17 protein-coding genes are annotated in these 13570 nt (G+C 63.0%); all 17 read right to left on the reverse strand.

What is annotated here, in order from left to right:
• Positions 1-1712 (reverse strand): NADH-quinone oxidoreductase subunit NuoG (gene nuoG, locus RMN73_RS09305; protein WP_309603045.1); only part of this gene is annotated, 1712 nt, incomplete at its 3' end.
• A complete protein-coding gene (locus RMN73_RS09310) occupies positions 1712-1903 on the reverse strand; it encodes a hypothetical protein (protein WP_309603046.1) in 192 nt (63 codons plus the stop codon). The genes RMN73_RS09310 and nuoG, both read right to left, overlap by 1 nt.
• Positions 1900-3204 carry an NADH-quinone oxidoreductase subunit NuoF gene (gene nuoF / locus RMN73_RS09315; protein ID WP_309603047.1) on the reverse strand — a complete coding sequence of 435 codons (1305 nt, stop codon included), beginning with the start codon at positions 3202-3204 and terminating at the stop codon, positions 1900-1902. The genes RMN73_RS09310 and nuoF overlap by 4 nt, the downstream gene beginning before the upstream one ends.
• Entirely contained in the window at positions 3201-3344 is a 144-nt protein-coding gene (locus RMN73_RS09320; protein ID WP_309603048.1) for a hypothetical protein, read from the reverse strand. The genes nuoF and RMN73_RS09320 overlap by 4 nt, the downstream gene beginning before the upstream one ends.
• A complete protein-coding gene (locus tag RMN73_RS09325; protein ID WP_309603049.1) occupies positions 3341-3496 on the reverse strand; it encodes a hypothetical protein in 156 nt (51 codons plus the stop codon). The genes RMN73_RS09320 and RMN73_RS09325 overlap by 4 nt, the downstream gene beginning before the upstream one ends.
• A gap of 151 nt (positions 3497-3647) precedes the next feature.
• Positions 3648-4313 (reverse strand): NAD(P)H-dependent oxidoreductase subunit E, encoded by a 666-nt coding sequence (locus RMN73_RS09330; protein ID WP_309603050.1) that lies wholly within the window; start codon positions 4311-4313, stop codon positions 3648-3650.
• Complete coding sequence (locus RMN73_RS09335) at positions 4306-4602, reverse strand: hypothetical protein (RefSeq protein ID WP_309603051.1); 297 nt, start codon at positions 4600-4602, stop codon at positions 4306-4308. Before RMN73_RS09335 ends, RMN73_RS09330 begins: the two co-directional genes overlap by 8 nt.
• On the reverse strand, positions 4599-5813 hold the full coding sequence (locus tag RMN73_RS09340) for an NADH-quinone oxidoreductase subunit D (protein WP_309603087.1): 1215 nt from the start codon (positions 5811-5813) through the stop codon (positions 4599-4601). The genes RMN73_RS09335 and RMN73_RS09340 overlap by 4 nt, the downstream gene beginning before the upstream one ends.
• Positions 5814-5827: 14 nt before the next feature.
• Positions 5828-6622: an NADH-quinone oxidoreductase subunit C gene (locus RMN73_RS09345; RefSeq protein WP_309603052.1), complete on the reverse strand. Its 795-nt coding sequence runs from the start codon at positions 6620-6622 to the stop codon at positions 5828-5830.
• Positions 6623-6752: 130 nt separating this feature from the next.
• Complete coding sequence (locus RMN73_RS09350; RefSeq protein WP_405051558.1) at positions 6753-7226, reverse strand: NuoB/complex I 20 kDa subunit family protein; 474 nt, start codon at positions 7224-7226, stop codon at positions 6753-6755.
• A 98-nt stretch (positions 7227-7324) separates the two neighbouring features.
• Positions 7325-7702 (reverse strand): NADH-quinone oxidoreductase subunit A, encoded by a 378-nt coding sequence (gene ndhC, locus RMN73_RS09355; protein ID WP_309603054.1) that lies wholly within the window; start codon positions 7700-7702, stop codon positions 7325-7327.
• Between the two features lie 95 nt (positions 7703-7797).
• Positions 7798-8610: an inositol monophosphatase family protein gene (locus tag RMN73_RS09360; RefSeq protein ID WP_309603055.1), complete on the reverse strand. Its 813-nt coding sequence runs from the start codon at positions 8608-8610 to the stop codon at positions 7798-7800.
• Positions 8610-9173: an elongation factor P gene (gene efp / locus RMN73_RS09365; protein ID WP_309603056.1), complete on the reverse strand. Its 564-nt coding sequence runs from the start codon at positions 9171-9173 to the stop codon at positions 8610-8612. The genes RMN73_RS09360 and efp overlap by 1 nt, the downstream gene beginning before the upstream one ends.
• Before the next feature lie 71 nt (positions 9174-9244).
• Positions 9245-9868, reverse strand: coding sequence for a M23 family metallopeptidase (locus RMN73_RS09370; protein ID WP_309603057.1), 624 nt, complete (start codon positions 9866-9868; stop codon positions 9245-9247).
• A 13-nt stretch (positions 9869-9881) separates the two neighbouring features.
• Positions 9882-10790: a L,D-transpeptidase family protein gene (locus RMN73_RS09375; RefSeq protein WP_309603058.1), complete on the reverse strand. Its 909-nt coding sequence runs from the start codon at positions 10788-10790 to the stop codon at positions 9882-9884.
• A gap of 221 nt (positions 10791-11011) precedes the next feature.
• Entirely contained in the window at positions 11012-12364 is a 1353-nt protein-coding gene (locus tag RMN73_RS09380; RefSeq protein ID WP_309603059.1) for an O-antigen ligase family protein, read from the reverse strand.
• Positions 12361-13542 (reverse strand): hypothetical protein, encoded by a 1182-nt coding sequence (locus RMN73_RS09385; RefSeq protein ID WP_309603060.1) that lies wholly within the window; start codon positions 13540-13542, stop codon positions 12361-12363. Before RMN73_RS09385 ends, RMN73_RS09380 begins: the two co-directional genes overlap by 4 nt.
• Between the last annotated feature and the right edge of the window lie 28 nt (positions 13543-13570).

The following is a 13570-nucleotide window of genomic DNA, read 5'->3' on the forward strand; positions in this document are numbered from 1 at the left end:
ATGGTCCAATCCTCGCGCGCGTCGCCGGGCGGGAAGGTGGCGCGTTCGGAGCGCTGCACGCGGCCCTCGAGATTGACGTAAATGCCATGCTTCTCGCTGTACGCCGCGCCGGGCAGGACGAGGTCGGCCGAGGCCGCGCCCGCGTCGCCGTGGTGGCCAATGTAGACCGTGAATGCGTCCTTAAACGTACCATCGCGGACCTCATCGGCACCGAGCATGATGACCAGCGACGGCTTGGCCTTGGCGATGTCAGCGATGCCACCCTTTTGCGCGAATCCGAGCATCAGCCCGGCCATGCGCGACGCGGCGGTGTGGAGGAGGTTGAAGCCGTTCCAGCCGGGTTTGACGAACGCGTCGGCAGCGGCGAGCGCGGCCCCCTGCCCGCCCGCAGCCAATGCGCCGGGGCCGACGATCATCACCGGGCGTGTCGCCTTGGCGAAATCGTCAGGCAACTTGGCGAGCAAGGCGAGATCGTCGCCGAGCCATTCGACCTTGTAGGTCAGATCGACCTGTGGCCCGATACCATAGACCTTCGCGCCGCGCCGCACCGCCTTGCGCAGCCGGGTGTTGACCAGCGGCGCTTCCCAGCGCGGGTTGGTGCCGACCAAAAGGATCGCATCGGCGGTTTCGAGATCGGCCAGCGGCGTGTTGAACCGCACTGCACCAAGGCTGGTCACGTCATAATCGAGCCCGGTCTGGCGGCCTTCGAGTAGCGCCGAGCCAGCCCCCGCGAGCAACGCCTTGGCGGCGTACATCGTCTCGGCATCGACCAAATCGCCGGCAATCGCCGCGACCTGCGCGCCGGCCTTTTTGAACTGCTTTGCGAACACATCGAGCGCCTCGCTCCAGGTTGCTTCCTGGAGCTTGCCCTTGACCCGCACCCACGGGCGATCGAGGCGACCCCGGACCAACGCATCGACATGGTGGCGGGTCTTGTCGTGCGCCCATTCCTCATTCACCGCATCATTGATGCGCGGCAGGATGCGCATCACCTGGCGGCCGCGCACGTCCATCCGGATGTTGGTGCCGAGCGCGTCCATCACGTCGATCCCGGGGACCTTGCGCAATTCCCATGGCCGCGCCTCGAAACTGTACGGCTTGGACAGCAAAGCCCCGACCGGGCACAGATCGACCAAATTGCCCGACAATTCGGACTTGAGCGCACCCTCCAGATAGGAGGTAATCTGCGCTTCTTCGCCGCGGAACAGCATGCCCATTTCGGGCGTCCCCGCGACCTCGTCCGAAAAGCGGATGCAGCGCGTGCACTGGATGCAGCGGGTCATCGCGGTCTTGACGATCGGCCCCATATATTTGTCTTCGACGCTGCGCTTGTTCTCGTCGTAGCGGCTGTCCCCGCGGCCATAGGCCATCGCCTGGTCCTGCAAATCGCATTCGCCGCCCTGGTCGCAGATCGGGCAATCGAGCGGGTGATTGATAAGCAGGAATTCCATCACCCCTTCGCGCGCTTTCTTGACCATCGCGGTGTCGGTGCGGATCATCTGGCCATCAGCGGCGGGCAATGCGCACGATGCTTGCGGCTTGGGCGGGCCCGGCGCGACCTCGACCAGGCACATCCGGCAATTGCCCGCGATGCTCAGCCGTTCATGATAGCAGAAGCGCGGAATTTCCTTCCCCGCAAGCTCGCACGCCTGCAGCACGGTCGCGCCCTGCGGAACCTCGATCTCGACGCCATCGACGGTGACTTTAGGCATTAGTCGCACCCTCCGCCGCCGTCGCTGCCGCAATCGGCACTGGACGAACTGGTCACGGTTGCGCTGGTAGAAGCATCGCTCGACCGGCGGGTTTCGATTTGGGTTACGCGCGACCGACCGCGCAACGCGATCACAACGATCAAGAGCAGCACCGCGACGCCCGCTAGCATGGCAATTTGCGAGCCGTTCATTCCGCCGCCTCCTGCATCGTGCCATTTCGCTCCGCCATGCGCCGCTCCATTTCGGGGCGGAAGTGTTTGATCAGGCCCTGGATCGGCCAGGCGGCGGCGTCGCCGAGCGCGCAGATGGTGTGGCCTTCGATCTGCTTGGAGACGTCGTATAGCCGGTCGATCGTGGCCGGGGTGCCGTCGCCTTCGCGCAGCCGCTCCATCGTGCGCCACATCCAGCCGGTGCCCTCGCGGCACGGGGTGCACTGGCCGCAGCTTTCATGCTTGTAGAAATAGCTGATGCGGCTGATCGCGCGAACGATGTCGGTCGATTTGTCCATCACGATGATCGCCGCCGTGCCAAGGCCCGATCCGACCGCCTTCATCCCGTCGAAATCCATCGGCGCGTCGATGATCTGATCGGCCGGCACGAGCGGAACCGATGAGCCGCCGGGGATCACCGCCAGCAGATTGTCCCAGCCGCCGCGAATGCCGCCGGCATGCTTGTCGATCAATTCGCGGAACGGGATGCTCATCGCTTCCTCGACCACGCATGGCTTGTTTACATGACCCGAGATCTGGAACAGCTTGGTACCTTCGTTCTTGGGATTGCCGATCCCCGCGAACCACGGTGCGCCGCGACGAAGGATGGTCGGGACCACCGCGATGCTCTCGACATTGTTGACCGTTGTCGGGCAGCCGTAGAGGCCCGCTCCTGCCGGGAATGGCGGCTTGAGGCGCGGCTGACCCTTCTTGCCCTCCAGGCTTTCGAGCATCGCGGTTTCCTCGCCGCAGATGTACGCGCCCGCACCGCGATGGACGAACAGGTCGAAGTCCCAGCCCGACCCGGCGGCATTCTTGCCGAGCAGCCCGGCGGCATAGGCTTCGGCGACCGCGCGGCGGATCGCCTCGGTCTCGACGATATACTCGCCGCGCACGTAAATGTAGCCGGCGCGGGCACGCATCGCGAAGGCAGCGATCAATGCGCCCTCGACCAGCTTGTGCGGATCATGGCGCAGGATTTCGCGGTCCTTGCAGCTGCCCGGCTCGCTTTCGTCGGCGTTGATGACGAGGAAATTGGGACGGCCCGCGGTCGGTTCCTTGGGCATGAAGCTCCACTTCATCCCGGTCGGGAATCCCGCCCCGCCGCGCCCGCGAAGCCCCGATGCCTTGATCACTTCGATCACTGCGTCCGGGCCAGACTTCATCAAATCGGCGGTCTTGTCCCAATCCCCACGCGCCTGCGCCGCCTTCAGGTCGGGCGACTGATAGCCGTAGAGATTGGTGAAGATGCGATCCTTGTCGGAAAGCGAGGTGATGGTCATCCGCCAAGCCCTCCGTTCATGAGGAAATAGGCGGCGCCGATCACGATCGCCGCGAGCACGACGAACTTCACCATTCCGGCGATGAAGCGGAAGGCGAGGAAGGCCGCGATGATCGCGACGATGATGATGCCGATGCTCATTTGATGCGCTTCGTCCCGCCGCCGCCGCCAAGTTTGTTCTTGGCAATCATCGCCACGCCAACGACGACCGCGACAATCAGCGCGAGCTTGAGCAGCTTGAACACCAGCCCGAGCAGGATAATCGCGATGACAATGATGATGACGATGCCCATTAGAGCAGGCTCCCGATGGTGTTACGAGTAATCCGATTCATCGAGCGAAGACGAGATGTCCCTTCGAGCGAAGACGAGAAGCTGGGCCTCGGCTGCGCTCGGCATAGTCCCTCGACTGCGCTCGGGAATTCGGCGCGGGGCCACGATCGCATCACCACTGGCTCCGGTAATCGTAATTGCGTTCGGCCATTTTCTTTAAGGACGACGGGCCGCCTTCGGGGGCGCTGGTCTGGCGGTCAATCTGGGGGCCGATCCGGGGCTGCTCGCCGCGCGCCAGGGCATCGAGGATCGCGGTCATGCTGTCGGCGGTAAGATCCTCGTAATTGTCATCGTTGATCTGGACCATCGGCGCGTTGGCGCAGGCGCCGAGGCATTCGACCTCAGTCAACGTCCACAGCCCGTCGGCGGTGGTGTGACCCTTCGTCATGCCGCGCTTCTTGCAGGTGGCGAGCACGTCATCCGACCCGCGCAGCATGCATGGCGTCGTCCCGCACACCTGGACGTGGAATTTGCCCACGGGAACGAGGTTGAACATGGTGTAGAAACTGGCGACTTCCATCACCGCGATCGGCGCCATGTCGAGTTCCCGCGCGACAAATTCGATCACCGGTTGCGGCAGCCACCCCTGCGTCCCCGTCATCTCGCCAACCTGCCGCTGGGCAAGATCGAGAAATGGGATCGAGGCCGACATCTGGCGACCCGCCGGATAGCGCGCAACGATCTCCGCCGCGAGCTTGGCGTTGGCCTCTTCCCACGCGAAACCGCTCCACTCGGCGCGGAGTTCGGGCGTGTCAGGGGCGAAATGACGCTCAGCCATTCTGCGCGACCTTCTCAACCTTGAAGCGACCCGCGTCAGATTTCGCCGTGCTGATCATATGAGCAAGCGGAGAGGGAGTAGACTGCATTTTCGAATCTACTTCTACTTCGAACGACACAAGATACTTGAAGGACGCTTTTTCGCCGTTGTCGTTCACAAACACGACGGGCGCCGCGTCTTTCCGCACTTCAATCCGATATTCCCAGATATGCCGATCCTCATAAACCCAAACTTCAAGGTCATCGGTTCCATTATTGAATGAAAACTTCTGGAGTTGATCAGCACTCACCGATCACACTCCCCGAACACGACGTCGATCGCGCTGAGCACGGCCGTCGTGTCGGCGAGCATGTGGCCCTTCATCATGAAGTCCATCGCCTGCAAATGGCTGAATGCGGTCGGGCGGATCTTGCAGCGGTACGGCTTGTTGGTGCCATCGGCGACGAGATAGACGCCGAACTCGCCCTTGGGGCTTTCGGTCGCGACATACACTTCGCCGGCGGGGACGTGATAGCCCTCGGTGTAGAGCTTGAAGTGGTGGATCATCGCTTCCATCGACTGCTTCATCTCGCCCCGCGTCGGCGGGAAGACCTTGCGGTCGTCGGTGCCGATCGGCCCGGCGGGGATGTCGCGCAGGCACTGGCGCATGATCCGCGCCGACTGCCGCACTTCCTCCACCCGGACCATGAAGCGGTCGTAGCAATCGCCCTTGGTCCCGACCGGAATGTCAAACTCCATCCGGTCATAGACTTCGTACGGCTGGCTTCGGCGCAGGTCCCACGGCACGCCCGCGGCGCGGATCATCGGGCCGGAAAAGCCCCAGGCGATGGCGTCTTCCTTGCTAACCGTGCCGATGTCGACATTGCGCTGCTTGAAGATGCGGTTGTCGGCGACCAGCGAAATCGCGTCCTCGAACAACGGCATCCGCTTGTCGAGGAAGGTCGCCATGTCGGCCAGCACCTTCTCCGGAATGTCCTGATGGACCCCGCCGACGCGGAAGTAATTGGCGTGCATCCGCGCGCCCGACACGGCTTCGTACAGCCCCATCGTGTCTTCGCGCACCTCGAACAGCCACAGGTTCGGGGTCATCGCGCCGACGTCCATGACGTGGCTGCCGAGGTTGAGCATGTGATTGGAGATGCGGGTCAATTCCGCCATCAGCACGCGGATATATTGCGCGCGGATCGGCACCTCGAGCCCCATCAATTTCTCGACCGCGAGCACGTAGCTATGCTCCATGCACATTGGCGAGCAGTAATCGAGCCGGTCGAAGTAGGGCAAAGCCTGCGCGTAGGTGCGATATTCGATCAGTTTCTCGGTGCCGCGGTGGAGCAGCCCGATATGCGGATCGACCCGCTCGACGATTTCCCCGTCCAGCTCCATGATCAGCCGCAGCACGCCATGCGCGGCGGGATGCTGCGGGCCGAAGTTGATGGTGAAATTGTTGACGGTCTCGTCGCCGGGGGTCGGCTTGGCGCCGGTCTCGGGCGCGCCGACCATGATGTCCATCGTGGTCATTTCTTCGCCCTCGGCTTGGGGGCGGCCCTGGACTTCTTCTTTGCTTCGACGTTCGCCTTGGCACCAGCGCCGGTTTGCGCAGGCGTGTCGGTGGTCTTGGGCGTCGGCGGCGGCGGGGTGGCGATGACCTTGGTCGGGCCGGTGGCGGCAGGCGCAGGCGACGGTGCGGCGGGGCTCTGACCTTCCGCCTTCTCGTCACCCGGCAAGCGATATTCAGGGCCTTCCCACGGCATCAGGAAGTCGAAGCTGCGGAAGTCCTGCGGCAGGCGTACCGGCTCGTAGACGACGCGCTTCTCGGCTTCGGAGTAACGCAATTCGACATAGCCGGTCTGCGGGAAGTCCTTGCGCAGCGGATGACCTTCAAAGCCGTAATCGGTGAGGATCCGGCGGAGGTCGGGATTCCCCGCGAAGGCGACACCATAGAGGTCGAACACCTCGCGCTCGAGCCAGCCGGCGACCGGCCAGAGTGAGGTGACGCTCGGCACGGCGGTGGCTTCGTCGGTGGTCAGCTTGAGGCGGATGCGGTGGTTCTCGGTGATCGACAGCAGATGATAATTGACCTCGAACCGCTCGGGCCGCTCGGGATAATCCGCGCCCGCGATTTCCATCAATTGCTGATAGCCGAACTGATCGCGCGCGATGCGGCAAGCCTCGACGATGCTGTCGCGCGCGACGGTGAAGCTCGTCTCGCCGACATGGTCCTTGGTGGCGAGCAAGCTCGCGCCGAGTGCCTTGGCGAAAGCGTCGGAAAAGCCGGTGCGCTCCTTGATCCGGGGGAGATGCACGGTCATGCCGCTACCCCCGACTTCCCGAGCGCAGACGAGGGACTCGTTCGAGCGAAGCCGAGAACCAGAAGCCTCGGCTGCGCTCGGCATAGTCCCTCTTCTGCGCTCGGGAATTCGGATGTGTTGCGGAGGACCATCACCGCGTGAGCGTCCCTTCGCGGCGGATTTTACGCTGCAGTTGCATGATTCCGTAGAGCAACGCCTCCGCGGTCGGCGGGCATCCGGGGACGTAAATATCGACCGGCACGATCCGGTCGCAGCCGCGAACGACGCTGTAGCTGTAGTGATAATAACCGCCACCATTGGCGCAGCTGCCCATCGAGATAACGTATTTCGGCTCGCTCATCTGGTCATAGACCTTGCGCAACGCCGGGGCCATCTTGTTGCACAGGGTGCCCGCGACGATCATCACGTCCGACTGGCGGGGGCTGGCGCGCGGGGCAACGCCAAAGCGCTCGAGGTCGTAGCGCGGCATGTTGACGTGGATCATTTCGACCGCACAGCAGGCAAGCCCGAACGTCATCCACCACAGACTGCCGGTCCGCGCCCAGGTGGTGAGGTCGTCGAGACTGGCGACGAGGAAGCCCTTCTGGTCGAGCTGCTTGCGCATGGCGAGGAACTTGGCTTCCTCCTCCGACCCGGCGATCAGGCCCGCATTGCGCGCAATCTCTTCCTCGGTCGGATTGGAATTGGCGGCGGGGTCAAGCATCACTCCCATTCGAGTGCCCCCTTCTTCCACGCATACGCCAGCCCAAGCGCCAATTCGGCAAGGAACACCATCATCGCGCCCCAACCAAGCCAGCCAATGTCCTTCAATGAAACCGCCCACGGGAAGAGGAAGGCAGCTTCGAGGTCGAAGATGATGAACAGGATCGCGACGAGGTAAAAGCGGACGTCGAATTGGGCACGGCTGCCCTCGAACGCGGGGAAGCCGCATTCATATTCGCTGAGCTTTTCGGCGGTCGGATTATGCGTGCCGGTCACGCGGCTGACGAGCATCGGCAGCACGACAAATGCCGTCGACAGCGCAAGCGCAATGCCGATGAACAGCAAGATCGGCAGATATCCGGCGGCAACGCTTGCCAAGGCGAGGACTCCAGGGGGTTGAAACGTTGCGGCTCTCTAGGACGCCGCACCCGCGCGGGCAAGGCGTCGCACCATGAAAAACAGCCTAAAAGGCGCTAGCGAAGCGCCCCCGCGAGAAGTTTGTGGAGCTTGGAGTGAAGCTCGCTATTGGCGGCGAGATATTCGCGGCGGTCGAACATCCGATCCTGGCCGCGATAATCGCTGACGAACCCGCCGGCTTCCTTGACCAGCAACACGCCCGCCGCCGAGTCCCAAATGTCGAGATCGTCCTCCCAGAAGCCGTCGAACCGACCGGCCGCAACCCAGGCAAGATCAAGGCTTGCCGCGCCGTTGCGGCGGATGCCCGACACTTCGGGACCGATCGCGCCGTAGATGCGGCTCCATGCCGGAACGTCGCCGCGCCCGAAATGCGGCAAGCCGGTGCCGATCAGCGCTTCATCGAGATATTTGCGGCCTGAAACGCGGAGGCGGCGATCGTGGAGCCAGGCGCCCCTGCCCTTTTCGGCCCAGAAGCTTTCGTCGGTCAGCGGCTGGTAGACCAGGCCGTGGCTGATCTCGGTGGTGCCGTTGGGCTTGCGATCCTCGACCGCGATCGAGATTGCGAAATGCGGGATTCCGTGAAGGAAGTTGCTGGTCCCGTCGAGCGGGTCGATCACCCAGCGCGGCTTGGTCGGGTCACCCTCGATCTCGCCGACTTCCTCGCTCAGGATCGCCCAGTCGGGGCGCGCGTTGCGGAGCTCCTCGATCAAGGTCGTCTCGGCGCGTTTGTCGGCCATTGACACAAAGTCGGCAGGACCCTTTTTCGAGACCTGCAATTGCTCGACTTCGCCGAAATCGCGGCGAAGCCGCGGCGCGGCCTTGCGAACCGCGCGCGTCATGACGGTGATAAGGCCGGAATGCGAAACCATTAGTCGGCCCGCTTCACATAGGTTTGCTCGTAAACGTCGACCACGATCCGGGTGCCAGCGCCGATATGCGGCGGGACCATTACGCGGACGCCATTATCGAGGATCGCGGGCTTGAACGACGATGAAGCGGTCTGCCCCTTCACCACCGCGTCAGCCTCGACGATCATCGCCTCGATCGTATCGGGCAATTGGACCGAGATCGGGCGCTCGTCATACAGTTCCATGACCACATCCATGCCGTCTTGCAGGAAGGCGGCGGCATCGCCGAGAATGTCGCGGGCCAGGCTGATCTGCTCGTAATTATCCTTGTCCATGAAAGTCAGCATCTCGCCGTCGGCGAACAGGAACTGAAAATCCTTGGTGTCGAGCCGGACGCGCTCGACCGTCTCCGCCGAGCGGAAGCGGACATTGTTCTTGCGCCCGTCGATGAGGTTTTTCATCTCGACCTGCATATAGGCCCCGCCCTTGCCCGGCTGGGTGTGCTGAATCTTTACCGCGCGCCAGATGCCGCCTTCATATTCGATGATGTTGCCGGGACGAATGGTGACGGCGTTGATCTTCATGGGAAACCTATGGATGTGAAAAATAGCCGAAAGCCGACCTCGCTTAGGCGGGGCCGGTGCTGGCGGGTGCCCTAGCGGCTTGCGGGCTCTCCAGCAAGCAAGGGGTAGGGATTGATTGGCGTACCCTGATGCCATTTCTCCCCCGGCTGCATCGCATTGATCGCGAAATGGAGGTGCGGGCTGCCAGGCGAGGCATTGCCGGTATAACCGACGTAGCCGATCAGGGCGCCGCGCGGCACGGCCTGACCCTCGCGCATGCCGGGGGCATAGTCGCGGAGATGGGCGTAATAATAGATCCAGCGCCGATCATTGGAGCGGATGTAGGCGGATATGCCCCCACCCCCGGCCGAAAAGAACAGTTTCTCGACCATTCCCGGCGCTGCGGCGAGCACGGCGGTGCCCTCCGGTGCCATGATGTCGATCGCGTCATGCACCCGCGCGCCGCCCGCGCGCGCCTGGGTGAAAGTATCGACCAGCTGGCCAGCCTTCACGCCCGCGACCGGAATCGCGAGCCCGCTGGGACCGACCACTACGCCATTGGCCATTGTAATGCGCCCGTTGGCATCGGTGCGCACCACTTGCTTGTCGCCAGCCGCATCGACGCCGCCGCCATTGCCGATCATGTTATAGGCAATAATCCAGAAGGCGCTGACCAGCACCGCAGTAACAATATTGCTTGCAACTGTGCGGATCATGCGCCCTCCACGATCAAGCTTGGAAAATCGCCGTAAAGCCGGGCTTTAGCATTCGCGAGAGACGCACGACATCCCAGTTCGTCATCCGGATACAGCCGCTCGATTCCGCGCGACCGATGGTCTGCGGCTCGTTCGTGCCGTGGATTCCGTAATGCTCCTTGGTCAGGTCGAGCCACGCCACCCCGACCGGGCCATTGGGACCCGGCGGAAGCGTGACATCCTTGTCGGTCTTGGCATTCTGGAGCAGGTCGGGCTGATAGAGGAACGGCGGCAAATAGGCGTAGGTAGTCGCTTTCCAACGCCCGATCGGAAGCGGATATTTCTTGGACCCCATCGTCACCGGAAACGCCGCGACCAATTTACCATTATCGCCGCCGGGTTCCCCTTCATAGACCTTGAGCACGCCATCACTTTTGTCGACCACGACATAATTACCCTGCGGCTGCTGGGCATCGACGTTGAGCAGGTTGAACAGGCTGGGACCATTGCCGGGGACGCCGGCATAATCGCGCGAGGTCGGGATGACGTTTGGCAGTCGCAATGTCTGCCCGTCGCCAATCAACTTAGCGGGGCCGTTGAGCGCAACGATTGTGTCGGGGGTGGTGTGATAACGCTCGGCGACCTTTTCGAGCATGTTGCGATAGCCCATGAACTTGAGCTCGGCCTGTAGTTCGGGATCCTTGGGCATCGGCATGACATATTGGCTGCGAATGTCGTCGGGGCCGAGCCGGATCATCACGGTTGAGGGTCGATCGGCCGTCATCAGCGCAGCACGCGTAGCCACATCGAGCTTGCCATTTACCGGAAGACCGCGCGCTTCCTGAAAACTCCGAAGCGCGAGCTTGAATGACTCGCCCGCCTTGCCGTCGATCACACCGGGCGAAAATCCCTGCGCCGACATCAGCACTTGCGCATGGAACATCGCCCCGTCGATCGGCGAACCAGGCCTGCCAGGCTGGACGAATGGCTTATCAGCTTTTGCGGAAGGGGTCGGCGACGCCTGTTGCGCGACTGCTACGGCAGTGCCTCCCACCATCAAACCGGCAACCATCATGCTTTTCAAAATCGACGCCACAAACTCACTCCTCAATCCGTTTCCCTGCCATAACGACAAGCGAGCCGGGGAGTTGCGTCGGCGGTAACCTAAAGCGACAAATGCCGCGTTGGCCTGATATCCGCCCTGCTTGCCTTGTGTCGATGCCGCGCGGGATCGGCCATCAGCGCCACCGCTACCGCCATACAGGTCGCGATCGCCGCTGTGCGAAGCGGGTAATCGACCAGCGAGTGGAGCAGGATTGCGGCCGACGCAATGCACGCGGCGCGCGCCATCTCCGCCGCGTCGGGGGAGCGCCAGATGGCAAAGGCGCGCCGGCCCCACCAGGCAAGAAAGGCGAACATCAAGACAACGCCCGGGATTCCGGCTTCGAGTGCAAGCTCGATATAATCATTATGCGCATGGTTGGTGTAGGTGCGCTCGACCACCGCCGGATCCTCGGTCAGCGGGTACAAAGTCGGAAACGTCCCGATACCAGCGCCGGTCACGCCGTAATCGGCAAGCGCGCGGCTGCTATGGGCCCAGATGTCGGCGCGAATGGTAACGGATGTCTGGTTCGACGTGCTCATCCCGGCAAACAGCATGATCGCCAGCGCCGCAGTCGCGCCGAGGAATAACAGTCCGAGCATTGCTGCCAGCCGCCCGAGCCGGACCCGGCCCGCTGGAATCAATTGCAAAGCAGCAGCGCCGATCACTGGAGCGCCGATGATCAGCAAGGCAAAAGATTGGTTCATCGCCACCCCGGCAGCCACCACGACCGCCATTCCTCCGGCCACGATTGCCGTCAACAGGCGATCGTTGGGCTTGGGTTCCTGGCGCCATCGGCGAGCCGCCAGCGCGACAAGGAACGGGATGCTGACCAGCAGCAACGTCGCTTGGTGATTGCCATTGGCGAACAGGCCAGCAGCCGTTCCCCAGCTGCTATAGGGATAGAAATAATGGTTCATCCCATCGCCCCGGATCTGCAGGAAGCCGAAGGCGACGGAGATGCCGGTCGCGAATAACAAGGCGTACACCAGCCAATCGTCACGATAGGCGCCGAGCTTCAGGATCAGCGCCAGCATCGCCAGCGGGGGAAGCAAAGCCATGGCGGTCGCGATCGTATCCGTCGGCGACAGCGACAACGGCATCCACGGCAACGGTTGGCCCAGCAAGCGATATCCATCGACCGCAAATTGGCGCCCGGGAAAATGCGTCCAGATTGCCGGCGGCAGCGGAATTAGCTGGAGCAGCGCCAGCAGGACGGCAAGCGCGACGATCCAGCCCAAGGAGCGAGCGGCGCGACTATCCCTGGGGGTCGTTCGCGATAGCCACGCCCAGCTCAGGATAATCAACCCCGTCAGTTGCAGGAACAGGTTGGACGAAATGCCCTGCGCGCTTCCCCCCAGCGCAATGCACGCGAAAAAATAGAGCGGCGCGATCGCCTGGCGGACGACGCTCATGATCCCGCCCCAAGCGGTTCCAGCCGAAGCGAGGAAATCGTCGCCTCTGCGGTGTCGCTGGTGTCACCGGGTCGTCCGCGAAGCTCAATCCACTGCACGTCGCAAGCGCTGGCCGGAACCGCGAAATTGCCTGCAATCACGCCATTTCGGGCACCATTGAGCGGCAGCCGAAGCAGGGGTTTTTGCCGGTCGTTGACGCAAGCGACACTCCACGCGAGACCATCGGCACTGACCGGCGCGTCAACGCGCATCGCGAGCCGGTAGGTGCCAGGCGCAAGGCGGATCATCTGTGTCGCCAGCCCAACGTCGTCGCGCCCATAATAAATTACATTGAGCCCGCCGTTACCCGAAGCTTCGGCCAATCCCCCCCCGCCCGCAATGAACTGCCAGTTGAACGGCGGCGACGCCGACCGATCCCGAAATTGGGGGTCGTAAAGCAGGCCGCGATGCTTGGTGCCGTTGATCTGCCGCCAGACGTGGTCGGCACCCGCATAATCACCCGCCGCGACCAGCGAATTGACCAGCCTTTCCGGCCAGTTGGGCGGTGGCGACTGACGGCCTGGAAGTGGCGGGGCCAAGGCCATAATGACGTCAGCATTGGCGGCATTATCGGCGAGGGTGGTAAGAGTCCGATCGCGAATGGCGGGCGATCCGGCAAAGAATTGCCGTAGCTGTGGAATTGCGCCCGGGCTGCGGGCGTAAGCGGCCAATGCCGGAGCAAGCGGTGCCGATGCCTTTTCGGCAATGGCGGTGAGCGCCGCCATCTCAACCAGACCAGCGGCGATACGGTTGGTCCGAAGATAGCGATCGGCGAGGAAATAACGCGCCGCCGGCGCTCGCGGGTCGCGCAATCGAGCGGCCAGGAACAGCGCTTCGGCGCGCTGGCCGCTGCCGTCCATCTGGGCATTGGTACCCGCGACGAGGAAGGGTACCGGCGACAGCGGTTTTCGGATTGCGACTGCGACCATCGCCCGGCGCGCTGAAGCGGGAATGACGCCGCCCTTCGCCGCTGCGCTCCCAATTTCGCGCATTGCCTGATCGGTCAATTGGTCGGGATGCGCGGCGAACAACCGCTCTAGCGAACGTACGGGATGGCCAGTGGGCGCCTCGAAAACCATCGCCCGAACCGCAAGTATCCCAACCAGCAATGCGACTGGAATCACGATCAGCTGCCGCATTATGGACATTGCCGCCACGTAGACGGCG

The organism is Sphingomonas sp., assembly GCF_031372575.1.
GTDB lineage: Bacteria > Pseudomonadota > Alphaproteobacteria > Sphingomonadales > Sphingomonadaceae > Sphingomicrobium.